The sequence below is a fragment of the Vibrio sp. M260121 genome (assembly GCF_036533715.1).
GTDB lineage: Bacteria > Pseudomonadota > Gammaproteobacteria > Enterobacterales > Vibrionaceae > Vibrio.
This window is the reverse complement of sequence record NZ_JATABF010000037.1, coordinates 38683-63603: the sequence shown is the minus strand read 5'-3', so window position 1 is coordinate 63603 and position 24921 is coordinate 38683. Positions and strand designations below refer to the sequence as shown.

Annotated in this window: 20 protein-coding genes and 1 rRNA gene; 3 read left to right on the top strand and 18 right to left on the bottom strand. The window is 47.5% G+C overall.

The genetic code is table 11. The annotated features are described in order from the left end of the window. Positions 1–23 precede the first annotated feature (23 nt). A 5S ribosomal RNA gene (gene rrf / locus QTO06_RS18445) occupies positions 24–140 on the top strand. A gap of 335 nt (positions 141–475) precedes the next feature. On the opposite strand, the gene QTO06_RS18440 is transcribed toward rrf, so the two are convergent. The 10 genes from QTO06_RS18440 to QTO06_RS18395 all read right to left on the bottom strand — a co-directional run bounded on the left by QTO06_RS18440 (position 476) and on the right by QTO06_RS18395 (position 11422). Continuing rightward, entirely contained in the window at positions 476–1465 is a 990-nt protein-coding gene (locus tag QTO06_RS18440) for a sensor domain-containing diguanylate cyclase (protein WP_331409282.1), read from the bottom strand. A 207-nt stretch (positions 1466–1672) separates the two neighbouring features. Continuing rightward, the gene (fis, locus tag QTO06_RS18435) at positions 1673–1969 is read right to left on the bottom strand and encodes a DNA-binding transcriptional regulator Fis (protein WP_000462885.1); all 297 of its coding nucleotides are present in this window, start codon (positions 1967–1969) and stop codon (positions 1673–1675) included. Positions 1970–1992: 23 nt separating this feature from the next. Then, positions 1993–2961, bottom strand: coding sequence for a tRNA dihydrouridine synthase DusB (gene dusB, locus QTO06_RS18430; RefSeq protein WP_032803127.1), 969 nt, complete (start codon positions 2959–2961; stop codon positions 1993–1995). Between the two features lie 139 nt (positions 2962–3100). Then, positions 3101–3988: a 50S ribosomal protein L11 methyltransferase gene (gene prmA / locus QTO06_RS18425; RefSeq protein ID WP_005440399.1), complete on the bottom strand. Its 888-nt coding sequence runs from the start codon at positions 3986–3988 to the stop codon at positions 3101–3103. A 130-nt stretch (positions 3989–4118) separates the two neighbouring features. Beyond that, positions 4119–5462: an acetyl-CoA carboxylase biotin carboxylase subunit gene (gene accC / locus QTO06_RS18420; RefSeq protein WP_005440401.1), complete on the bottom strand. Its 1344-nt coding sequence runs from the start codon at positions 5460–5462 to the stop codon at positions 4119–4121. 14 nt (positions 5463–5476) lie between these two features. Continuing rightward, positions 5477–5941, bottom strand: a complete 465-nt coding sequence (gene accB, locus QTO06_RS18415; protein WP_045482542.1) for an acetyl-CoA carboxylase biotin carboxyl carrier protein — start codon at positions 5939–5941, stop codon at positions 5477–5479. Between the two features lie 60 nt (positions 5942–6001). Further along, positions 6002–6451 carry a type II 3-dehydroquinate dehydratase gene (gene aroQ, locus QTO06_RS18410; protein WP_331409281.1) on the bottom strand — a complete coding sequence of 150 codons (450 nt, stop codon included), beginning with the start codon at positions 6449–6451 and terminating at the stop codon, positions 6002–6004. A gap of 305 nt (positions 6452–6756) precedes the next feature. Beyond that, a complete protein-coding gene (gene acs, locus QTO06_RS18405; protein ID WP_045485557.1) occupies positions 6757–8709 on the bottom strand; it encodes an acetate--CoA ligase in 1953 nt (650 codons plus the stop codon). Between the two features lie 218 nt (positions 8710–8927). Then, positions 8928–9560 carry a 3'-5' exonuclease gene (locus tag QTO06_RS18400; protein WP_005440406.1) on the bottom strand — a complete coding sequence of 211 codons (633 nt, stop codon included), beginning with the start codon at positions 9558–9560 and terminating at the stop codon, positions 8928–8930. A 35-nt stretch (positions 9561–9595) separates the two neighbouring features. Next, a complete protein-coding gene (locus tag QTO06_RS18395; RefSeq protein WP_331409280.1) occupies positions 9596–11422 on the bottom strand; it encodes a DUF294 nucleotidyltransferase-like domain-containing protein in 1827 nt (608 codons plus the stop codon). A gap of 241 nt (positions 11423–11663) precedes the next feature. Here QTO06_RS18395 and QTO06_RS18390 point away from each other — a divergent pair, with 241 nt between their 5' ends. Together QTO06_RS18390 and QTO06_RS18385 are read left to right on the top strand one after the other, a co-directional pair. Next, positions 11664–12854 carry a 3-phenylpropionate MFS transporter gene (locus QTO06_RS18390; protein ID WP_039840831.1) on the top strand — a complete coding sequence of 397 codons (1191 nt, stop codon included), beginning with the start codon at positions 11664–11666 and terminating at the stop codon, positions 12852–12854. 143 nt (positions 12855–12997) lie between these two features. After that, positions 12998–16429, top strand: coding sequence for a hybrid sensor histidine kinase/response regulator (locus QTO06_RS18385; protein WP_331409279.1), 3432 nt, complete (start codon positions 12998–13000; stop codon positions 16427–16429). Between the two features lie 56 nt (positions 16430–16485). Here the strand turns inward: QTO06_RS18385 and QTO06_RS18380 are convergent, their stop codons facing one another. From QTO06_RS18380 to QTO06_RS18345, 8 genes are all read right to left on the bottom strand, one after another. Beyond that, positions 16486–17871 carry a class II fumarate hydratase gene (locus QTO06_RS18380; protein WP_331409278.1) on the bottom strand — a complete coding sequence of 462 codons (1386 nt, stop codon included), beginning with the start codon at positions 17869–17871 and terminating at the stop codon, positions 16486–16488. 16 nt (positions 17872–17887) lie between these two features. Next, positions 17888–18268: a hypothetical protein gene (locus tag QTO06_RS18375; RefSeq protein ID WP_005440416.1), complete on the bottom strand. Its 381-nt coding sequence runs from the start codon at positions 18266–18268 to the stop codon at positions 17888–17890. 215 nt (positions 18269–18483) lie between these two features. Further along, positions 18484–18969, bottom strand: coding sequence for a hypothetical protein (locus QTO06_RS18370; RefSeq protein WP_005448269.1), 486 nt, complete (start codon positions 18967–18969; stop codon positions 18484–18486). Between the two features lie 260 nt (positions 18970–19229). Further along, positions 19230–20957, bottom strand: coding sequence for a sodium:solute symporter family protein (locus QTO06_RS18365; RefSeq protein WP_005448271.1), 1728 nt, complete (start codon positions 20955–20957; stop codon positions 19230–19232). Positions 20958–20969: 12 nt separating this feature from the next. Then, complete coding sequence (locus QTO06_RS18360; RefSeq protein ID WP_005448273.1) at positions 20970–21233, bottom strand: DUF4212 domain-containing protein; 264 nt, start codon at positions 21231–21233, stop codon at positions 20970–20972. 200 nt (positions 21234–21433) lie between these two features. Beyond that, a complete protein-coding gene (locus QTO06_RS18355; RefSeq protein ID WP_005448274.1) occupies positions 21434–22060 on the bottom strand; it encodes a MarC family protein in 627 nt (208 codons plus the stop codon). A 128-nt stretch (positions 22061–22188) separates the two neighbouring features. Further along, positions 22189–22824 (bottom strand): response regulator, encoded by a 636-nt coding sequence (locus QTO06_RS18350; RefSeq protein WP_005440424.1) that lies wholly within the window; start codon positions 22822–22824, stop codon positions 22189–22191. 195 nt (positions 22825–23019) lie between these two features. Beyond that, the gene (locus tag QTO06_RS18345) at positions 23020–24852 is read right to left on the bottom strand and encodes a protein-disulfide reductase DsbD (RefSeq protein WP_331409277.1); all 1833 of its coding nucleotides are present in this window, start codon (positions 24850–24852) and stop codon (positions 23020–23022) included. Between the last annotated feature and the right edge of the window lie 69 nt (positions 24853–24921).

The window sequence follows — 24921 nt, the reverse complement described above, 5'->3', positions numbered from 1 at the left end:
AGTTTTCCAGATTAAAGAATTTGCTTGGCGACCATAGCGATTTGGACCCACCTGACTTCCATTCCGAACTCAGAAGTGAAACGAATTAGCGCCGATGGTAGTGTGGGGCTTCCCCATGTGAGAGTAGGACATCGCCAGGCTTTAAATTTGAAGAAGCCCACTCGAAAGAGTGGGCTTTTTTGCATTTAAAGCAAAGTAAATTTGATTACCAAAAACTCTCCTATAAAAGCACATCATTTTCTAAAACCTGTATATCTTTCCTGTTTACTAAATTGATCGTGAGATAGTGCTAACGCACTACTTAGTCTTTCACAATGTCACCAACTCTCATGTCTCTAGAACTCCTTAAGCTCGTTGTTAAAACATATTGAGCTTGTCTATTCTCATACTAGATTTAGGCATAAGAGCTGCGTTTGAGCGTATTGAGGGAGGCGTGGATAAGTTAATGTAAAGTATGGACGATAAAGCAGATGGGTTAAGAAACCTTTTGGATTCTTAAGTTGGTAGAGTGCTGCAGTTTAACGTCAGGAATATGGCCATGATACAGAGTGACTTGATTACGTCCTGAGTGCTTTGAGTAATACATGGCTTTATCTGCGTTAACCATTAACTCTTTTGCGCTCAATACTTGCCCGTCATATTCGGCGACACCAATGCTAACCGTTGTGCTGATTTCGATACCATCAACTTGGCATGGTGCATTTTGGATCGCTTGTCTGATCCTTTCTGCTACCTCATAGGCCTGTATTGCGCTGGTATTGGCTAGGATTACGGCAAATTCTTCCCCTCCTAAACGACCAATAAAGTCAGTTCCACGAATTGCACGTTGGCAAATCTTGGCTACATGATTGATCACTTGGTCGCCGGAGAAGTGCCCAACCTGATCGTTGATCTCTTTGAAGTGATCAATATCAATCATGACGCAAGTTAGGGGTTGAGATGGGTGCGAATGCGAGCTCAGAGACCTATCTAGGCTTGTTAGGAATGCTCGGCGATTCAAGACACCTGTTAACTCATCTGTTTCTGAAAGCTCTTTGAGGCGCCTTTCTAGCAGATGCGTTTTGGTGACATCACGCACGGACCAAATTACCAAGTTTTCACCACCCTGGAAGCTTTCTACGGGCTTGATGATTGCTTCAAACCAGGTCTCTTCTGGATTGTCTAACGCATCTAGTTCTTCTATTGGCATCAGTAGGTGATCTTGCAGTGCGATACTGTATTTGACGACTTTTGGCTCGTTAGAGTGGAGTACATCACCAATGTAACCAAGCAACTCAACGGCTTTGTTTGTCGACAAAACATCGTTCAACTTGAGGTTGGTATAGCTTTGCGCATTGAAGTACTTTGAATGGTAAGTGCCACCGAAACTTTCGATATAGCGACCTTGTTCATTGAGGATAAAGACATGATCAGGGAGGGTATTCAAAATGGCATGGAGCCAATCTTCCCTTTCTTTGTAAATCACGAGGTTAGTTCCTTTATCCAATGTAAGTCTTTGATTATATCTGTTTATATTGAGTTCACAATCAATACCGATCACAGTTCAATGTATCAGATTTGACTAATGTTTACACAGAATATGAGGAACGCAGAGCTGGATGGCTTAAAGGCAATAAAAAAGGCTTAACCATTGCTGGCCAAGCCTTTTTTACAAAAATACTGTATGAACGTATTAGTTCATGCCGTATTTTTTAAGTTTCTTGCGAAGAGTACCGCGGTTGATACCCATCATAGTTGCTGCGCGAGTTTGGTTACCGCGAGTGTACTGCATGATGGTATCTAGTAGTGGCTGTTCAACTTCAGCTAGAACTAATTCGTATAGTTCAGTTACTTCCTGGCCGTTTAGTTGAGCTAGGTAGTTTTTAAGAGACGCTTTAACAGAGTCACGTAAAGGCTTCTGAGTAATCTGGTCTTGTGACGTTACTGTAGTTACTGTTAATGCTTCTGAAGTCAGATTTTGTTCGAACATATTCGGTCTAGCTCTTCTCTTAATTATGATGCAACGTTATCAAAATAACCCTCTAATGCCTCAAGCTGCAGCTCAGCTGCATCGATAGCATTGAAGGTACGGCGAAACTCACTCGCTTGTTCATGCTCTTTTAGGTACCAACCAACGTGCTTACGCGCGATACGTGGACCTAAGAACTCTCCATAGAAATCATGCAAAGCGTTAACATGACCAAGCATAATGGTTTTCACTTCCTCACTTGGAAGCTCATCCATTGTGGTGCCGTTTTCCAAATAGTGATGGATTTCCTGGAAAATCCAAGGACGACCTTGGGCAGGGCGTCCAATCATTAAAGCGTCTGCACCGGTGTACTCCAGTACAAACTTCGCTTTCTCCGGGCTATCGATATCACCGTTTGCGATAACCGGAATGGATATAGCGTGTTTAACCGCTTTAATGCTGTCGTATTCGGCCTCACCTTTGTACATACACGCTTTTGTTCTGCCATGCAGTGCAAGAGCCTGTATGCCGCAGTCTTCGGCTAATTTAGCGATGTGAACACAGTTTTTATTTTCTGTGTTCCAGCCAGTACGGGTTTTTAACGTTACAGGAACGTCTACCGCGTCCACTACCGCAGTCAAAATCTCTTTGATGATGTCTGGGTACTGAAGCAAGGCAGAACCCGCCAGCTTCTTATTCACTTTCTTTGCTGGGCAGCCCATGTTGATGTCGATGATTTGCGCACCGTTTTCAACACTGAATTGAGCTGCATCGGCCATAAGCTGTGGATCGGAACCGGCAATCTGTACAGAGCGAATGCCCGATTCGCCTTCATGCACCATGCGCTGTTTCGACTTTGACGTTCCCCATAGTTTCGGGTTAGCAGACATCATTTCACTGACGGCCATTCCCGCACCATAGCGAAGACACAACTCGCGAAACGGTCTATCCGTTACACCAGCCATAGGGGCTACGATTAGATTGTTCTTAAGTTGATAGTTTCCGATTTTCAAAACGTCATCACAGTTCTGTACCAGCAAGGGCGCGCATTTTACGCATTTTTTTACTGCGTGAAAAGACTAATATTTGAGCATTTACAAATTGTTTTTGTAATTTGTATGAAATTCAAACAATTAGCCCTGAAAACCTTGTCTAGCCTTGCTTACGACCGGAGATTCGACACCATTCGCTTTGTTCTGCGATTGGATCAATGTGAAGCTCATCACGGTAATAGTTCGCTACGTCTTCTGCTTGAGTGTCTAAAACACCAGACATTGCTAGGTCACCATTCGGTTTAACCAAACCTTTAATGATAGGTGCAAGTTCACGTAATGGACCAGCAAGAATGTTAGCAACAACCACATCAGCGATCAGGCCTTCAGGTTGGTTTTGAGGAAGGTACACTTCTAATTGGTCAGCAACACCGTTGCGCTCTGCGTTATCGCGAGAAGCTTGAAGTGCTTGAGGATCAATGTCGATCCCGATAACTTTGCCTGCGCCAAGTTTGATCGCAGCGATCGCAAGGATGCCTGAGCCACAACCAAAGTCGATAACTGTTTTACCAGATAGATCTAAACTCTCTAGCCATTCAAGGCAAAGTGCTGTCGTAGGGTGAGTACCCGTACCGAAAGCCAGACCTGGATCAAGCATAACGTTAACCGCGTCTGGTTCAGGAACATCACGCCAACTTGGACAGATCCATAGACGTTCGCCGAATTTCATAGGGTGGAAGTTTTCCATCCATTCGCGTTCCCAGTCTTTGTCTTCTAGCTGTTCTACTTTGTAAGCAAAATCGTCTGCTAGCATGCCGCTTGCTTTGATTTGAGTGATGATGAAGTTTGTATCTGCTTCTGCATCGTACAGTGCCAGAATGTCAGTATCGCCCCATAAGCGAGTCTCGCCAGGTAGAGGTTCGAATACGGGCGTATCCTGCGCGTCTAGGAATGTTACAGACAGCGCACCAGTCTCTTCCATTAGCATGTCGCCGATTTGCTCAGCGTTTTCATTGGTCGCGTTGAGTTTGATTTGAATCCAAGGCATTTGTTTTTGCTCTTAAAGTGAATGAAGTGGCGCAGAGTTTACCAGAACTCTACGATTTGTTTGAGTATAGACTTTATACAAAACAAAAATGCCCACAGATGTGGGCATTTATTATGAGGTTAGCGAAGGCTTATTGTAGGCCTAGCTTCTTCTCTAGGTAGTGAATGTTCGCACCACCGTGCTGGAAGTTCTCATCATTCATGATTGACTCTTGTAGAGTAACGTTAGTCTTGATGCCTTCAATGATCATCTCGCCTAGTGCGTTCTTCATACGTGCAATCGCTACATCACGGTTCTCACCGTAAGTGATCAGTTTACCAATCATTGAATCGTAATGAGGTGGTACTGTGTAGCCTGTGTAGATGTGAGATTCCCAACGAACACCCATACCGCCTGGGGCGTGGAAGCGTTCAATCTTACCTGGTGAAGGTAGGAAGCGCTCTGGGTCTTCTGCGTTGATACGACACTCAATCGCATGGCCGCGGATCTTGATGTCATCCTGAGTGAATGACAGTGGTTGACCTGCTGCTACGCGTAGCTGTTCTTTAATTAGGTCAACACCGGTAACCATTTCTGTTACTGGGTGCTCAACCTGAATACGAGTGTTCATTTCGATGAAGTAGAATTCACCGTTCTCGTATAGGAACTCGAACGTACCTGCGCCGCGGTAACCGATTTCTAAACATGCACGTGTACAACGTTCACCGATGTACTTACGCATCTCTTCAGTGATACCTGGTGCTGGAGCTTCTTCAACAACCTTTTGGTGACGACGCTGCATAGAACAGTCACGTTCACCTAGGTGGATAGCGCCACCTTGGCCATCAGCAATTACCTGAACTTCAACGTGACGAGGGTTCTCTAGGAATTTCTCCATGTAAACCATATCGTTGTTGAATGCCGCTTTTGCTTCTGCACGCGTCATAGCGATAGCTTGAACAAGTTCCGCTTCAGAACGCACAACACGCATACCACGACCACCGCCGCCACCAGAGGCTTTGATGATTACTGGGTAGCCGATACGCTTAGCGTGAGCTTTGTTTTTGTCTTCGTCGTTATCTAGTGGACCGTCAGAGCCTGGTACACAAGGAACACCTGCTTTTTTCATTGCGTTGATTGCTGACACTTTGTCACCCATCATGCGGATGGTGTCTGCTTTAGGACCAACGAAGATGAAACCGCTGCGCTCTACTTGTTCAGCAAAGTCTGCGTTCTCAGATAGGAAGCCGTACCCCGGGTGAATCGCAATTGCACCCGTCACTTCTGCTGCAGAAATGATACGAGGGATGTTTAGGTAGCTGTCGATACCACGAGCAGGACCGATACATACTGTTTCGTCTGCAAGTAGTACGTGCTTAAGATCGCGGTCAGCTGTTGAGTGCACTGCCACAGTCTTAATGCCTAATTCTTTACAAGCGCGAAGGATACGAAGTGCAATTTCACCTCGGTTCGCGATGACTACTTTATCTAGCATAAGGCAAGCCCCGCTTATTCGATTACAACTAGTGGTTGGTCGAATTCAACTGGCTGGCCGTCTTCAACTAGGATTGCAGTTACAACACCTGATTTGTCCGCTTCGATTTGGTTCATCATTTTCATTGCTTCAACGATACATAGAGTGTCGCCAGCATTTACGCTCTGACCAACTTCAACGAATGATTTCGCGTCTGGACTTGGAGAACGGTAGAAAGTACCAACCATTGGAGAAAGAACTTGGTGACCTGCAGGAACTGCTGCTGGTGCTTCTGCTGCCATTGCTGGTGCGTCTGCTACTGGAGCTGCTACTGGCGCAGGTGCTGCTACTGGAGCTGCTGCGTAATGAACTGGTGCTGGAGCAGATGCAGGGCCATTACGGCTGATGCGTACTGACTCTTCACCTTCAGAGATTTCTAGCTCAGCAATGCCAGATTCTTCAACTAACTCGATTAGCTTCTTGATTTTACGAATATCCATCTTTTCTTTCTCTTTTATCTTGTGATTAAGACAACCCCAAAGGGCTGCAGAGTGTTTGGTTTACTTTGCCTGCAATTTCGCGATTGCTGCAGACAGAGCGAATTCATAACCTTGTGCACCTAAGCCACAAATCACTCCTTCTGCTTTATCTGACAGATAAGAGTGATGACGGAACGGCTCACGAGCGTGAACGTTCGATAGGTGCACTTCGATAAATGGGATGGCTACGCCAAGTAATGCATCACGCAGCGCCACACTGGTATGAGTGAAAGCTGCTGGGTTGATGATGATGAAGTCCACTTTGCCGTACGCAGCGTGGATAGCTTCAATCAGTTCGTACTCACGATTCGATTGCAGGTGTTCAAGTTCCACCCCAGAGTTGTGAGCTTGTTCAGTCAATGCATCAACAATCTGTGCTAGGGTGTTGTTACCGTAATGTGCCGGTTCACGCAGACCTAATAGGTTAAGATTTGGTCCGTTTAGAACTAGAATCCGTGACTTTGCAGACATTATGTTGCTATCTTCCTTTATCGTGAGTGGAACGTTTATATTCCCAAATATACGATAATTCAGCACGATTTTTTTGTTAAAACCGAGCAAATTTTAAAAAATCGACCAAGATTATAGCTAATTCACAGCAATTAGCAGCAATTTACTGGTCTAATCTCCCAATAGCCCCCGCCGTTTCTGTAACCAAGTTAACAAAAACAACATAATTGCCACGTGCTTTCTGTGGTTTATTTTGCGTCCACGCACAAAAAAGCCACCATGCAATGGTGGCTTTTAGGGCTAGCGTTTAAAACAGGGGCTGGGTGTTATGCCAGTTCTGCTTTCTCTGCAATTAGCTTGTCTACAACACTTGGATCAGCCAGTGTCGAAGTATCACCCAGGTTGCTAGTATCACCCGTTGCAATCTTACGTAGGATGCGGCGCATGATCTTACCAGAGCGAGTTTTCGGTAGAGAGTCTGTCCAGTGCAGCACGTCTGGTGTCGCGATTGGACCAATCTCTTTACGTACCCAGTCTTTCACCTCTTTGTGCAGCTCGGCTGATGGGAATTCACCGTCATTAAGCGTGACGTAAGCGTAAATTGCCTGACCTTTGATGTCATGAGGAATACCGACAATCGCCGCTTCCGCAATCTTATCGTGTGCAACCAGTGCTGATTCAATTTCTGCGGTACCCATGCGGTGACCTGAAACGTTCAGTACGTCATCTACACGACCTGTGATCCAGTAATAACCGTCTTCGTCACGACGTGCACCATCACTGGTGAAGTACATGCCTTTGAAGGTTGAGAAGTAGGTTTGCTCAAAGCGCTCGTGGTCACCGTAAACAGTACGCATCTGACCTGGCCATGAATCAAGGATCACCAAGTTACCTTCTGCTGCGGTCTCTTCAATGATGTTACCCATGTTATCTACTAGCGCAGGTTGTACACCGAAGAATGGGCGAGTTGCTGAGCCTGGTTTCAGGTCGGTTGCACCTGGTAGTGGTGCAATCAAGATACCGCCTGTTTCTGTTTGCCACCAAGTATCCACGATAGGTGAGTTTTCATTACCGATGGTCTTGTAGTACCACTCCCATGCTTCTGGGTTGATAGGTTCACCAACTGAGCCCATAACACGCAAGCTTGAACGAGATGTTCCTGCTACTGCTTCGTTACCTTTCGCCATTAGGGCGCGAATCGCTGTTGGCGCAGTGTAGAGAATGTTTACTTGATGCTTATCAACCACTTCACTCATGCGAGCCGTGCTTGGGTAGTTTGGTACACCTTCGAACAGAATGGTTTTCGCACCGTTCGCCAGTGGACCGTAAATTAAGTAAGTGTGACCTGTAATCCAACCCACATCCGCAGTACACCAGAACGTTTCACCTTCTTGGTAATCGAACACGTATTTGAAGGTCATGGTTGCGTACACTAGGTAACCACCTGTAGTGTGCAGCACGCCTTTTGGCTTACCTGTTGAGCCTGAAGTGTAAAGAATGAATAGAGGGTCTTCCGCTTTCATCTCCTCAGGTGGACATACGTCAGAAACGACAGCCGTTGCTTCGTGCCACCAAACGTCACGGTGCTCGTGCCAATCAATGTTGCCACCCGTGCGTTTTAGAACGACAACTTTGTCGATGGTTTTTACTTCTGGGTTTGTCAGTGCTTCATCAACGTTTTTCTTCAGTGGTACTGCGCGACCACCACGAACGCCTTCGTCAGCGGTGATAACGATTTTCGCATCTGAGTCGATGATACGACCGGACAGTGCTTCTGGCGAGAAGCCACCAAATACCACGGTATGAACCGCACCAATACGCGTACATGCCAGCATTGCGATAGCCGCTTCTGGCACCATTGGCATGTAAAGACAAACCACGTCGCCTTTGTGCACGCCTTGCTCTTTTAGTGCGTTAGAGAACTTACACACTTCTTTGTGCAGTTCATTGAATGTGAGGGTTTTATCGTCAGCAGGATCATCGCCTTCCCAGATGATTGCGACTTCATCGCCACGCTCGGCAAGGTGACGGTCAATACAGTTTGCAGATACGTTCAGCGTGCCGTCTTCGAACCAACGAATGTCGACGTGACCAGTATCGAAAGAGGTATTTTTAACTTGAGTGAATGGCTTAATCCAATCGACAACTTTACCGTGTTCGCTCCAGAAGCCTTCAGGGTCGCTTACCGACTGCTGATACATGGCTAGGTAAGTGTCATTATCCGCATGCGTATGGTTTTTAATATTTTCTTTTACCGGATAAACGTGGGCTTCGCTCATGGCTTCTCTCCTTGTGCCTTTAATTCTCGACCTTCGTCTTTTGTAGGGCGGTTTCCGTTCTTTCGTCTGTGATTCATCAAGAACGTTGCTGTGCATATAACTGTCAGTCACAGCGCGTATTTCCACAATTAGACTTTAGGATGAGAGTGAGGAATGCGCCGCGATATTGCTGAATTTAAAGCGAATGTGGGACGTGGATCGAAAGCTGAGTCTTAAGCCTATTGGGTATAAGGCACGCTCAGGTTTGGTAAATCGCCTTTGGTTAGGCGCACATACACCAAAGCAGCAGATTTTGCGTCTTGCAGGGCGTCGTGTTTGTCTTGAATCGGTAGCTCAAGGTGCTTACAAATTGCATCAAGACTTAAGTCGAAGTAGGCGTTAGGCAAATGACGTTCGAGCTTGTCGTGATAAATCTGGCTCACTTCGATGAGTGGGTTAGGTAGTGGGAAGCCTAAATGCCTCAGACAGGCGAGGTCGAGGATCTTTTTGTCGTAGCGAATGTGGTAGCCGACTAAAGGACGATTGCCGATAAAGTCGAGCAGCTTGATGAGCGCTTCTTTTTCGCTGATGCCATCCACCAAATCTTGATGGCGGATATGGTGAATTTTTACCGAGCCTGAATCGAGTGATTGCGGGGCGCGCAGTCGAACTTCGAATGGCTTACTGGTGATGATGCGATTGTCGATGATTTTGGTCGCAGCGATGGTGACCAGCTCGGCTCGATTTGGGTCCAAGCTGGTGGTTTCGCAATCGAGAGAGACAAACTCGCCTTTTTGCGGCGAACAAAACAGTGGCTGATAAGGTGAGCCCTTCAGCTTGTAATGCCAGTATTTCCTTTGTAGCCAATTCATCCCTGTTACCTCTCGTCTTATTTGCCTAAAAGACTCTAATCACGGATTTGATAATGGAAGCCTAAGAACTGCTTAAACTTCTTCACCACGTGTAAGCTGTGGCGTAGCAGGTCTCGTTCAGTCCTGTCTAACTGTTTGATGTCGATATTGTTTAATGCTTCTTGCTTACTCAATTGCTGGTTCAAACGGATCTTGAAGAACAGCTTCAGCGCCTCATTGAGGTTATCGGCGGTTTCTGGTTCTAAGATACGCTTGTTTCTCAGTGCTTCGATACGCTCGAAGGTGTTCTTCTCTTCAATTGCGTATTCCAATGCCAAAGTGCGAATGCCATGCACGATAGGGAAGATGCCGCCACGCTTAATATCCAGCCCGTCCTTAGCACTTTTTACGTTGCCAAACAGAGTAAGAGGTACGGAAAATTGCAGCGCAGGTCGAGTGAAATCGGACAGAATCAACATACGATCTTTCATGCTGTCTCTGAGGTGATCTGCGATAGGCGTGAGTAATTCTCGATTGCCTGCGACTGCATGGGCATCACTGAAGATGGCTAAATCCATGATTTGTTCAGGCTGCGCTTTAGCAATCCAACCATCGAGCGTTTTAATCCATTCTTGCTGCGTTCGGACCCACTTCGGATTGTTAACCATGACTTTGCCAGGGCAGAGTGGATAACCCAGTTGCTGCAAGGTGTGGGTGAGGGTTTGCATCACTTCGGCGCAATGTTCCCATTCCAGCCCATCTTGGATGATCAGTGCGTTGTCTTGATCGGTTTTGAGGATTTGTTCTCCGCGACCTTCCGAGCCAAGCACAATCAGACAACAGTGATCGTGCAGTGCTGGTGGCACCACAAGTTCAAACGCTTTTTCGATGATTTGTTCGTTTACGGCAGATATCAGCTCCATGATGAAGCGAGTACGGATCCCGTTGGTCAGCAAGCTATCCACCAACTGACGCTGTCGATTGGAAGCAAGGGCTAACTCTTCCACGCTGCTGGCTCGCGCTATGCTGAGTGTCAGTACGTGTGAGTGAGTGGAAAACGCACTGAGGATTTGCGTCATGTCCAACATACCGACCGCTTGATTACCTTCGCACACCATTAGACGCTTCATGCGATTACGCGTCATGGTGATCATGGCGTTAAACAAGAAATCACCATCATCCACGTGATAAACAGGGAAGGTCGCAATCTTACTCACGGGCGTATCGAGTGGGTGGTCGTCAAGCATCACGGCATGGAGCATATTGGTTCGCGTCACTATCGCGTAGGGATGCGCCGATGGATATTGCTCTAGGCGTGGGTCATCTTGGTTAAGCTGAACCAAAGCGGCATCAATGCCATTGTCTTTGAGTGTTTTGGTGACCTGATTAATTGGCATATCAGGTGCCAATAGCATCGGTGGATGATAGATGCTGCTATTGACTTTAGTCAGAATGAATTCCGCGAGGTTTTGTTGCTGTTGAGCCGCTTCAATGAGGGCTTGGCGTTTGGATAGGTTGTTATCGAAGTAGGCAGCGAACTGTCCGTTCTCGTTATACAGCTCAAGAAACACTTCTTTGGGCAGCAAGTACGAGAGGGTATCTTCCAGTGCCACATACTGATGGCGCACGCTTTCTTCAAACAAAGAGCGCACATCAAACATGTCGTCGTTAGCGTAGTGAGCAAACACTTCGTCTTGCTCTTTTGAGCGCTCTTCCACGGCACCTTTAATCAGCACGTGCAGGTGAGGGTTGTCTTGCCCACAAGCTAAGATGACATCTCGCGTTCGGTAATACGCCACATCAAGAGACGAGCGCAGTCGATTTTGCTGTGCGTCAGTCAGGCGGTCGAACGGTGGAGATTGCATATTAAATTTGTCAGGCATGAGAGCACCTAAATTTGGTGGGAACACATTCTAAGTCTGACAAATTTCCCTGTCGAAGCCAGACGACTTTGGTCTAAATCGTCACAATCTAATTTTGCATTTCGAGACCCTGTGCCATTGAGGAAACGGTAAGTTGCCGATTCTTCCCTTTTTCTATTACGCATTGCGATCCATAATTCCGCGTCCCAAACGTTTACGTGGCGGAAGTCGTTAGTTTTTGTCGTTTTTTAGGATGTCAGTGATGTTGAAACCCTCTCCGTATGGCTGGATTTCCCAGTACTTTCTCGGATTCTTTTTTGCGTATGGCGTGTATCTGCCATTTTGGTCGTTGTGGTTTAAAGAGCAGGGCGTTTCTCCAACAGATATTGGTCTGTTAGTGGGTCTAGGTTTAGCGACGCGCTGTGTGGCGAACATGGTACTTACCCCACGTTTGCATAAAGTCGAACACCTTATGCCTGCATTGCGCTGGTTGAGTTTTGCTGCTCTTATATTTGTTGGTTTCCACTTTTTCACTGGCGGCAACTTCTGGTTAATGGCGCTTGCCACCGTCTTGTTCAACTTGTGTTGTGGTCCTGTCGTGCCTCTGTCTGATGCGATGGCGAACTACTACGCTCGTTTGAAAATGCTTGATTACGGTCGTACCCGTTTGTGGGGCTCGGTTGCCTTTATTGCAGGCTCGACTGTGGTGGGTTACTTGGTGGCAGAGTTTGGCTCTGACATGATTTTGTACACGGCGATGGTCGGTGTGTTTATCTCGCTCTTGTTTGCAATGCGTAACACCAACCCAATGCCTGTGACGCGTAGCGGTCAACATTCTGAGCGTCCAAAACTCTCAGCGTTACTGACGGATAAACCGGTCGTGAAGTTCCTTGTGCTGGTGGCGTTAATTCAGGGCAGCCATGCGGCGTACTACGGTTTTAGTGCGATTCACTGGAAAGCGGCGGGTCATTCAGAAGATGTGATTGGTTACTTGTGGAGCTTGGGCGTGGCAGCTGAAGTTGCTGTATTTGCTCTTAGTAAGCGTCTATTCGCAGGCTGGTCTTTGCGCACTCTGTTTGTGGTTGCGGCTGGTGGTGTGATGCTGCGTTGGGGCATGACTGCGTCTACGACCTCTATTTTGGCGTTGGTGGTAGTGCAAATGCTTCACGGCGTGACGTTTGCAATGGCGCACATTGCTGCGATTCAATACATCCAGAACTCAGCCGAGAACAAGATGGTGGCATTGCAGGCACTATATAACGCAATCCCACTGGGTGCGTTTATCGCGTTGATGACGGTGATCAGTGGTTGGGGTTACGAGCACTGGGGGGCGAATATCTTCTGGCTGATGGCGGCGATGGGCTTTATTGCACTGTTTATCAAAGTTGAGCCTCAAAATGATGAAAGTCATGTGGTTGATCTCTCAGCCAATGCACCCGAAGCACAGAATTAAGCTTCTGTGACAGAGATTAAAAACTAACCTTTGTCTCTGTTGTGAAAGCAGTGTTAAATGAAACCTCTCCCTTATGGAGAGGTTTTTTTATTCCTTGCTTTAAAAACAGCAAGAAAGGCAAGAAAAGTAAGAAAGGATATCGGATGCAAGGATGGCTAGTGATTCCCGTTTCTTTGGCGTATTTGGGAATTCTGTTTTTAATCGCTTGGTACGGTGACAAACAAAAGAGATGGTTAGCGCGTTGGCGACCATGGATCTACAGCTTGTCGATAGCGGTGTACTGTACGTCGTGGACCTTCTACGGCACGGTCGGACAGGCGAGCAACAATCCTTGGTCCTTCCTACCCATCTATATCGCGCCAATCATCGTGTTTACCATCGGCTGGCGCGTCCTCGCTCGGCTGATCTTGATTGCTAAGCGCGAGCACATCACCTCCATTGCCGATTTCATTGCCGCCCGCTATGGCAAGTCGCAAGGCTTGGCGGTGGTTGTCACTTTAATCGCCGTGGCAGGCATTCTTCCATATATCGCTTTGCAACTGCGCGGCATCACAATGGGGTTGGAGATCATCGCGCCAGATTTAGCATCTGATCTCAGTTATCAAAACTACAGCGTATCTTGGTTTGTGGTCGGGGCGATGGCCATTTTCACCATGCTGTTTGGTACACGCCATATAGATAACACCGAACATCACCGCGGCATGATGATGGCGATTGCGTTTGAATCAGTGCTCAAGTTGGTGGCGTTTTTAGTTGTGGGTGTGTTTATTGTTTGGCTCGCGATGGATACTGAGAGCTTCCACCTTGCCGATATTGCCGCTGAAACCTATGAATCACCCAACATTCCGACTTTGTTGATTCATACCATTCTGACCATGTTGGCGATTGTCTGTTTGCCACGTCAATTCCATACCATGGTGGTCGAGAATGAACGCGCGCAAGACTTACACGTCGCTCGTTGGTTGTTCCCACTGTATCTGATTCTGATGGGAATTTTCGTTCTGCCAATCGCATGGGTAGGGCAAAGTCTGTTGAGTGGCAGTCCTGCCGATACGTACGTGATCAGTGTGCCGATGGCGGTGGGCGCGAATGACATCGCCTTACTGGCATTTTTGGGCGGTACTTCCGCGGCAAGTGGCATGGTTATCGTTTCGACCATTGCCTTAGCGATCATGGTATCTAACGATTTGGTGATGCCGCTGATTTTGCGCCGGATGAAGTTATCAAAACGCAATCATCATCACTTCTCTACGCTGTTATTACGTATACGTCGTGGGCTTATTCTGCTTCTTTTGATTGGTGCATGGGGCTTTTATCAGGCTTTAGATAGTATCCACTCACTCTCTGCGATAGGTTTTCTCTCATTTGCAGCGATTACCCAGTTCGCACCGTCTCTGCTTGGTGGTATGTACTGGCGTCAGGGCAACAAGAAAGGCGTGTATGTCGGTCTGCTGGTGGGTTTCACCATTTGGTTGATTACTTTGATGAGCCAAACCGACATGCTGGCGGGTGACGCAAGTAACAACTTGCTGATTTGGTTGATCACTCCGCCTGATTTATTGGCAGGCTTTGGTATTGCTGTTTCTGACTGGGGCATGATCCTCAGTGTAGTGGCAAATACCGCGTGTTTTGTCGCGGTATCACTAGCTACGCGCCCAAGCATAAGTGAACGCTTACAATCGGCGTCATTCGTTGGTACGCCGTTGCCTGAAAGTGAAAACATCAGCTTGTATCAGAGCCGTGTAACGGTCAGTGAACTTGAGATGTTAGCGTCACGATTTGTCGGACGAACGCGAGTGAAATCTGCTTTTCAAACCTATTGGAGTCAGCAACGCGAGGAGCTGCTTCCCAACCAACAAGCCCCCTCTACCTTGATTCGACATACCGAGCGCGTGCTTGCCGGTGTGTTTGGTGCCTCTTCAGCTAAGTTAGTACTTACTTCTGCTCTGCAGGGCAGAAACATGCAACTTGAGGAAGTGGCGACCATCGTTGATGAAGCGTCAGAGCTGTATGATTTCAGCCGTGGCTTGCTGCAAGGGGCGATTGAACACATTGGACAAGGCATCGCAGTGGTCGACAAGCAATTAAGGCTGGTAGCGTGGAACCAACGTTATCTGGAGTTGTTTGTCTTCCCGCCGGGGTTGATTCAGGTCGGGCGTCCGATTGCAGATGTGATTCGCCATAATGCTGAGCAAGGTTTATGTGGTCCTGGTGACCCTGAAGACCACGTTCGTCGCCGCGTTTATCACCTTGAGCAAGGCACGCGACATACCTCCTCCCGTGTGCGTCCTGACGGTCGCGTAATTGAAGTACAAGGGAACCCAATGCCCGGTGGCGGTTTCGTTATGAGCTTTACTGATATCACCGTGTTCCGCGATGCGGAGCAAGCCCTGAAAGATGCCAATGAGACACTAGAAGAACGCGTTCGTGCTCGTACTCGTGAGTTGGAGCAATTGAACAAACAACTGGTGGCAGCGACCCAACGTTCTGAGCATGAGTCACAGTCCAAGTCGCGCTTCTTAGCCGCGGTGAGTCATGACTTGATGCAGCCGCTGAATGCTGCACGACTGTTTGCTTCTTCGTTGTCGGAAGTGGCCAAAGACAGTGAAACCCAAAAGTTATCGACCCACATTGAGAGTGCGTTGGGGGCGGCGGAAGATTTGATTGGTGACTTGCTGGATATTTCACGTTTGGAATCGGGCAAGTTGGACGTCAATGTGCATGGCTTTGCGGTTAATGATGTGTTGGCAAACTTGAATGCGGAATTCAGCGCACTAGCGAAACAACAAGGCATTGAGTTCACCATGATCCCATCGTCTTTGATGGTGAAATCCGACCCGAAATTGCTACGCCGTGTGGTACAGAACTTCCTTACCAATGCATTCCGTTATAGCCCGAATGGCAAAGTGGCGCTTGGGGTGCGTCGCGTACAAGGCCGAGTGCGTATCGATGTGTGGGATAACGGCATGGGCATCGAAGAAGAGAAGCAACAAGAGATCTTCGAAGAATTTAATCGCGGTACTCAAGTCCGTTCAGACCAAGGTTTGGGGTTAGGTTTGGCTATTTCGAAAGGTATTGCTCAAGTGCTGGGGCATGAAATATCCATGCGTTCTTGGTTCGGTAAAGGCAGTGTGTTCTCGATTACCTTAGATAAGGCAGAGAAGGTGCACATTCCGGCGGTCAAAGCGGTGAAGAGTGCACAATCCGATTTAAGCCATATTCGTGTCCTATGTGTTGATAACGAGCCGGATATTCTGGTTGGAATGGAGAATCTACTCTCGCGTTGGGGCTGTGATATTCGCATTGCGACCGACATTGTTGAGAGTCTAAAAGCGATCGAAGACGATTGGCTGCCGGATGTGATTTTCTCCGATTATCGTTTAGATAATGGTCGAACGGGATTAGAGGTGTTGCAGCAATGCCGCTTACGTCTGGGTAACCGTTTTGAAGGGGTGATCATCAGTGCCGATCGAACCGATGACATGATGGAAGGCATTAAAGCCAATGGGTTCAGTTTTATCGCCAAACCGGTGAAACCTTTGAAGCTGCGTTCAGTACTCAATCGAGTCGCCTAGAAAAAAAGACCTCCGCTTGGAGGTCTTTTGCTTTAAGGGGTTGCTCGGTCGGTGGCTTACTCTGCAACGCCGCCTTGAGTCAGTTTGGCTGGATCGAGCAATCTTTCTAATGTTGCGCGATCTAAGTCTGTTTCTTCTTCCGCAACATCAATGATAGCGCGACCTTGTTTGTAGGCTTTCTTCGCTACTTCGGCTGCTTTTAGGTAGCCAATCACAGGGTTAAGTGCGGTGACCAGAATCGGGTTCTTCGCCAGTGCAACATCAAGGTTGTCTTGGCGCACTTCAAACGTCGCGATGGCTTTGTCTGCCAAAGCAACGGCGCTGTTCGACAGCAGTTCAATGCTTTCTAGTACATTGTGAGCTATCACTGGCAGCATTACATTAAGTTGGAAGTTACCCGATTGACCTGCAACGGTAATGGTTGCGTCGTTACCAATCACTTGTGCCGACGCCATGGCTGCAGCTTCTGGAATCACAGGGTTCACTTTGCCCGGCATGATAGAAGAGCCCGGCTGTAAGCCTTGCAGTTCGATTTCACCTAAGCTAGCTAGTGGACCTGAGTTCATCCAGCGAAGATCGTTTGCGATCTTCATGATCGCAACTGCTGCTGTTTTGAGCTGTCCCGACAGGGAGACGATCGCATCCTGACTGCTGAGATTGAAGAAGAAGTTTTTGCTTGAAGCAAACTCGATGCGCGTTGATTGCGTAAGGTTATCAGCAAAAAGATCGGCGAAACGTGGATCGGCGTTGATCCCTGTCCCCACCGCTGTTCCGCCTTGGGCTAACGCTTTCACTGCTGGCAGTGTTTGTTCGATAGCTTGTTTGGCGTGCTCGATTTGGAACTGCCAGCCACCAAGCTCTTGGGCGAAGGTAATTGGCATCGCATCCATGAGGTGCGTACGACCTGTTTTCACCACATCTTTCAGGGCTTGTTGCTTAGTCTCTAGTGTTTCACTTAGGTGGGACAGTGCAGGCAGTAGCTGTTTCTCAATCGCAATTGCAGAGCTAACTTGAATCGCAGTAGGCACTACGTCGTTACTGCTTTGACCCATATTGACGTGATCATTTGGATTGACCGTTCCGCCTAGGTGCTCAGACGCCAATGTTGCAATCACTTCGTTGGCATTCATGTTGGAACTGGTGCCCGAGCCAGTTTGGAATACATCGATAGGGAATTGAGCGATGTGTTTACCATCAATGATGGCTTGCGCGGCATCAGCGATGGCATTGGCTATATCACCTTCTAGCAAGCCAAGTTGAGCATTGGTAAGCGCTGCGGTTTGTTTGATGTGAGCGAGTGCTTGAATAAACCCTGTCGGCATGGTGTGTTTGCTGAAAGCAAAGTTATCGACAGCGCGTTGAGTTTGGGCTTGATACAAAGCGTTGGCTGGGACTTTGACTTCGCCCATGCTGTCCGCTTCGATACGGAATTCCGTGGTCATGGTAGGTTCCTTTTGTTTAATCGAGTGGCGTCTGTATCAGACGTAATTGTTGTTGTAATGAGAGAAATTTCACATCGCCATCCTCAAACTGGTAGTAGTAGCGTTTGAGACAAAGTAGCGGAGTGTGAATGGAATCGAGGCAGACTCGGCGGAAGATACGACTACGAGTAGGGTCTTGAATTGCATCAAGTAGATGGAAGTAGACTTGGCGCAAATACAGCTCGCACAGCAACAGGTTTTCGTGCTCTGCATCGTGATCGTAGATGGACGACAGCACCATACCCCAATGGATGTAATCATGAATCACATCGGGTTCGAAGCCGCTTGGCGCATACACATGAAGGAATCGATCTTGCGCTTTAAAAAAGGCGTTGTAGATGGCTTGGCTGCTGTCCATAGTTACCTCGACAATTAAGATAATGATAATTATTATCAATTAATTGTCGATTAGCAACCACAGCTTTTTTGAGGAAATAACACAACAAAAAAAGCCGATACTCGGACTCAGTATCGGCTGAAGTGGGAGAGCTCAATCCCTACAATTAAGCTCGGTATTCTTTCGCGAGATAAGGTTGGCTCAAATGCGTCTTCAAGCCTTATGGAGCAAGTAAGTTATTTGTCCGTAAACAGGGTTTCGTATTTCACAAACGCTGTTTGCGTTTCACCGTAGTAGAGCGTGCCTTCAGATTGAATCGCAACACGTAGCCAACTCTCGGCTGATGCAGGCTTAGGCAAAGTGATGGTCCAGTTTTGTCCGGCTTGATCCGCTGGCTTCATGTCAATTGGTTGTGCGTTTTGCTCTTGGCTATCCACGACTGAAAGCTTCACTCCTTCCAGTGGGTAAGCCGCATGTAAAGACAACTCTAGGCTATCTTGAGTCAGCTTTTCTGAGCGAAACTTCACTTTAAAGTCACCGTTCTCCATATCACACAAGCCACTGGTATAACGGCAATTCGACTTGCTGGCCAGTTTGTAGCTTTCCCCTTCTTTAGCGGCATGAGGTTTCTCACTTAGAGCCATGTCTGTACCGAAATAAGCGATCAAAGACAGAATCGGGGCGATCAACAGAGCGATAATAAAGTGCTTGTTTTTGAACATAAAATACTAATCCCATCAATTATCTGTTCATTTTTACTGGCTAAAATCGCTAATAACTTCGTTAAAGATTTTGAAGTTAGAGCAACTAGCTTGCAGCAATCTTTGCCTTGTTCTAAGCGATTTTTTCCGCGTAACCCCTGAACATATAATCAATGGCATTGGTATGCTTCCTTGCTACGGTTCAGGGAATCTCTAATTATTAGAATAAGTTAAGTGAATAAAAAAGCCCCAAGCGGGGCTTTTGTGGTTTGCGTTATATTTTAGTGGTCTACCGCACCGCCAGCGCCTGCTGGTACACGTACGTGCTCGACTAGGTCTTTTACTTCTTGTGGTGTTTCTGCCGTTACTTTCGATACAGCGAATGCCACGATGAAGTTGAACACAGCACCAATTGCACCAAATGCGTTTGGTTCGATGCCTAGGAACCAGTTCTGACCCCAGCTTTGTAGGTAAGTCCAGTCAGCAACAAATAGGATGCCTTTGTGCTGGAATACGTAGAATAGCGTGATACTGATACCTGCAATCATACCTGCGATTGCGCCTTCTTTGTTGATGCTCTTACTGAAGATGCCCATCATCAACGCAGGGAAGATGGAGGATGCCGCCAGACCGAAGGCGAGCGCTACCGTACCGGCTGCAAACCCTGGCGGATTCAAGCCTAAGTAACCGGCGACTGCGATGGCGACTGCCATGGAGATTCGGCTCGCGAGCAGCTCTTTCTTCTCGGATATGTTCGGATTTATCACACCTTTGATTAAGTCATGAGATATTGCGGACGAAATCGCCAGTAGTAGACCTGCAGCTGTCGATAGTGCTGCCGCCAGACCACCTGCTGCGACAAGTGCGATAACCCAGTTAGGTAGTTTAGCAATCTCTGGGTTTGCTAGTACCATGATGTCACGGTCAACTTTCAGCTCATTGGTTGCTGGGTTTGACGTGTACTCGATCAGACCGTCGCCGTTCTTATCATCAAAGCCTAGTAGACCTGTTTTCTCCCAGTTCTTGAACCAGTCAGGACGCTCATCATAAGCAAGGTGCTGACCCGGAGCTGGGTTAACGGTATCCATTAGGTTTAGGCGCGCCATAGCAGATACTGCAGGTGCTGTTGTGTAAAGGATAGCAATGAAAACTAGTGCCCAACCTGCTGATGTACGTGCATCACGAACCTTAGGCACGGTAAAGAAACGGATGATTACGTGTGGTAGACCCGCCGTACCGATCATCAGTGACATGGTGTACACGAACATGTTTAGTGTGTCGCCACGAACTTGGGTGGTGTATTCACTAAAGCCGAGCTCGGTGACCACTTGGTCGAGCCTATCGAGTAGATAGACATCGGTGCCTTGGATGGTACTGCCTAAGCCGATCTGTGGTAGTGGGTTACCTGTTAGTTGCAGAGAGATAAAGATTGCAGGAATAGTGTAAGCAAGAATGAGTACGCAATATTGAGCAATCTGCGTGTAGGTAATGCCTTTCATGCCGCCCATTACTGCGTACATGAATACGATACACATACCGATCAGTAGACCTGTTGAGTAATCCACTTCTAGGAAACGCCCGAACGCCACGCCCACGCCTTTCATCTGACCGATAACGTAAGTTACTGATGCGATGATAAGACACACAACCGCTACGATACGTGCTGCGTTAGAGTAGAAACGCTCACCTACGAATTCTGGCACAGTAAACTTACCGAACTTACGTAGGTATGGCGCAAGCAGAAGTGCAAGCAGTACGTAACCGCCTGTCCAGCCCATCAGGAATACCGAACCGCCGTACCCCATGAAGGCAATCAAGCCAGCCATTGAGATGAACGATGCTGCTGACATCCAGTCTGCTGCCGTTGCCATGCCGTTAGCGATAGGGTTTACACCGCCGCCTGCTACATAGAATTCTTTGGTTGAGCCCGCACGAGCCCAAATCGCAATACCGATGTAGAGGACGAACGTCGCGCCAACCACCAGATAGGTAATAGTTTTCAAATCCATCTGAGTTACTCCTTACTCATCTACGCCGAATTCACGGTCGATTTGGCGCATTTTCCACGCGTAGTAGAAAATAATACCTAGGAAGGCATAGATGGAGCCTTGTTGAGCAAACCAGAACCCGAGTTTGTATCCACCTAATTGAAATTGATTAAGTACGTCGACAAATAAAATGCCGCAGCCGAAAGACACTACGAACCAGATGACCATTAGGGTAATCATGAGCTTCACGTTCTTGTCCCAGTAGGCTTTGGCTCTTTCTTCGCTTTCAAATGCCATTGCCGTCTCCTTACGATTGGTATTGTTGTTAAAAAAATGTTTCAACATGTACATTAGCAAGGCACTGGCAAGAACTCTTTTCAACTTTAGTCGGGACGCTAAAAAGCAAAAACGCCCGTTTTTAGGGCGTTTGAGAGGAGGTGGGAATAAAAGTGTGATGTTAATTTGATGTTAAATTAGCCAAAGGTCTAAGAGTTTTATCAATTAACATAGAAATCTTTTATACCAAGCAGCAAATTATTCAGTGCAACAGCAGCAAGGATAAGCCCCATTACGCGACTGATGATGGCTGCGCCTACGTTACCAATCACTTTTTGAATCGTGTTTGCACCTAGTAACAAGAATAAGGTCACCAGAAGTACCGCAATCATGACGCCTGCGGTCATTGCTTGGTCGACAAAAGAGTATCGGTTGTTATCGGTGAGCATCACGATAGCCATCATGGCACCCGGCGACGCAATCGAAGGAATCGCAAGAGGGTAAACGGCTAAGTCAGCGAGATCGGAGTGGCTGACTTCTTCGCCCAGTTTTTGTTCTTGTTCTGGCTTGCTCTCACCAAAGATCATCGACAATGCAAACAGCAATAACACTAAGCCACCAGCGGCTTGGAACGCGGGTAATGGGATTTGCATTGCTTCCAGTAATAACTGACCGGCAATAAGAAAGAACAGCAACACACCCATCGAAATGGCAATGGCTTTCAACGCGACGAGACGACGCTGTTTTGCCGTGAGGTGTTGAGTTTGTGATAGATAAACGGGTACTGAACCAATCGGGTCGATGACGGCCCAGAGTACGACGAATTGAGTGACGAGAATACTTAGCAAAGTATGACCTCCCAGAGTTAGCGGTTTAACAGAGGGATGAAAAGGCTGTGTGTGACAGCCTGTTTATTTTAACGTCTGTTGTTCTTTTTGCGTCATATAAATGTGAATTAGATATATTTACTAACACATTACTGCTCGGGTTCCATTTGCTGCAGTAGGATGACGGCTTGAGTACGGTTCTTCACGCCCAGTTTGCGGAAAATCGCCGTCATGTGCGCTTTGATGGTGGCCTCAGAGACATTGAGTTCGTAAGCGATTTGCTTGTTGAGTAAGCCATCGGAAAGCATACCCAACACTTTGTATTGCTGAGGGGTAAGTGCGGCAATTTTTTCTGCCAAGTCATTACAGGCTGCGTTGTTGGTGATTAAGCCTTCTGGGAAGTATGGGTCGCCATTGAGAACTTGGTTGAGGGCATTGACCAGCTCGCGCATGTCGCTCGATTTTGGAATAAATCCGAACGCACCGTGGCTCTTCACTTGTGTGACCACACTAGGCTCTTCGCTGGCAGATACCACCACCACCGGAAGATCTGGGTATTCAGCACGAAGGTGAATCAAGCCCGACATGCCATTGGCGCCTGGCATCTTGAGATCTAACAACACCAAATCTGGCTCTTCTTCTTTTTCCAGCAACGCGAGTAGAGCGTCCAGCGTATCCGCTTCGAGAAGGTTGGCACCACTCACAGCCATGTGTACCGATTGGAACAAGGCATTGCGGAACAGCGGGTGATCATCAGCGATGATAATGGTGTAGGTCGAATCCATGACGTTAAACACTTTTGACTATTTCGTTAATGGAATTATTGTCCACCTTTAAGAATGTGGACAATATTTATCCGCTAAAAGTCTGAACTAAATCGACTTTTATTAGAAAAATTGCATATAAACGCAACTTTCTTGGTTTTATTGAGACAACAAAAAACGCCAGTGAAAAATCACTGGCGTTTGAAAGATTCATCATCAGAATCGGTTGATATGCTCTAAGAAAGGCTCGGCTTGCATAAAGCCCGTCAAACGAGCGTTTGAAACGTGTTCGCCATTGGCATCCCAGAACTCAATCGTTGGTAAACCAAGGACATTCATATGCTTAAGCAGCTCGATGTCTTGCACTTGGTTCTTAGTTACGTCCGCTTGCAGAAGAACGAAGTCTTGCAGTTTGGCTTCGACGCTTGGGTCATGGAAGGTGTACTTCTCGAACTCTTTACATGCTACGCACCAGTCGGCGTAGAAATCCAGCATCACTGGTTTGCCGGCTTGTTTCGCCTGAGCAAGTGCAGTCTCAAGCTCAGCCACGTTAGCGATACGGGTAAAGCTCACTGTTGTTTGCTGAGTTTGTGTAGTGGTGCTACCGCCAAACCAGTAGTTTAGTGCTGGTTGAGCAGAAGCAAACAAACCAAGCATGGCAATGATGCCCACTGCACTTTGCTTCCAACCGCCAAATTCTAGGCTGTTTTTGATGTGGTATAGCCAACCAAAAGCCGCGATACCCAGTGCTGACCACAATGCCGTCACCCACATTTCTGGCATGATGCGCTCAAGTAAGAAGATAGGTGCAGCCAAAAGGATGAAGCCGAATAGCGTCTTAACGCGATCCATCCAACCCCCAGCTTTCGGCAGAAGTTTGTTGCCGAATACAGCAACAAGAATGAGTGGAATACCCATACCCATTGCTAGTGCATAGAGCGCGATACCACCTGTCAGTAAGTCACCGCTTTGTGCAACGTAAAGTAGCGCACCAGACAGAGGTGCTGTGGTACATGGTGAGCACACCAGACCAGAAATCGCACCCATCGCGAATACACCTGCGCTGCTTCCGCCTTGTTGTTTGTTGCTGAGGTTGTTTAACCACGTTTGTACGCCACTTGGCAGTTGCAGGTTATAAACACCAAACATAGACAATGCGAGTGTCACGAACAGCACACTCAAACCAATCAACACATAAGGGTGTTGCATTGCCGCTTGGAATTGCATGCCCGCAGACGCCACCACAAGGCCGAGTAGGGTGTAAGTTAGCGCCATGCCTTGCACGTAGACAAACGACAAGCCTAGCGCGCGATGTTGGCTCAGTTTGCCACTGCCAAGCACTATGCTGGTCAGAATTGGGTACATAGGTAGCACACATGGCGTAAATGCTAAGCCCACACCAAGCGCTAAGAATAGAAGTGGCGTCCACCAGTTATCAGCTAGGTTTGCGGCAAGGCTATCTTGCTGTGTTACTGGAGCCGATGGCGTGTCGCCAGAACTAGATGATTGCGCCGCTGGTGGCGTTACTGTTGGTGTTTGCTCTGCTTTTGGTGTTGTCGTCGCCGCTGTTGAATCTGAGTTCGACGAAGTAAACGCGCTGATAGGAATCACGCGAGTTTCTGGTGGGTAACAGAAGCCTGCTTTCGCACAACCTTGGTATTGAACTACCACGCGTGCTCCGTCTTGCCAATCATGCATTGGTACGTTGACGAACAAAGGCTGAGTGTAGATATGCACGTCACCAAAGAATTCATCTTTATGTGGCGTTCCGTCTTCCATTTGCAGTTCGCCTAGCGATACTTTCTCACCCGCTACCGATAGGCGTTCTTGATACAGGTAATAACCATCGCGTACTTGCCAGTCCAGCATCAGTTTGCCGTCTTGTTGGTAGTAGTTGAATGGGAAAGCCTGATCGACAGACACAAAGGTATCGTTGCTGTTGCCAAAGGTGTTCTGGGTATTGCCTAACTGGTCATTGCCAAACAGCGCAAAAGAAGGCGCAGAGAAGGTAATAAGCCCTAAAAGTAAGACGGAAAATAATGCACGCATAAAAGGTTCAATTCATCTTAGATAGTTGCCGTTAGTGTAACTCAATCAGACCTGCTGGCTAGCCAATAA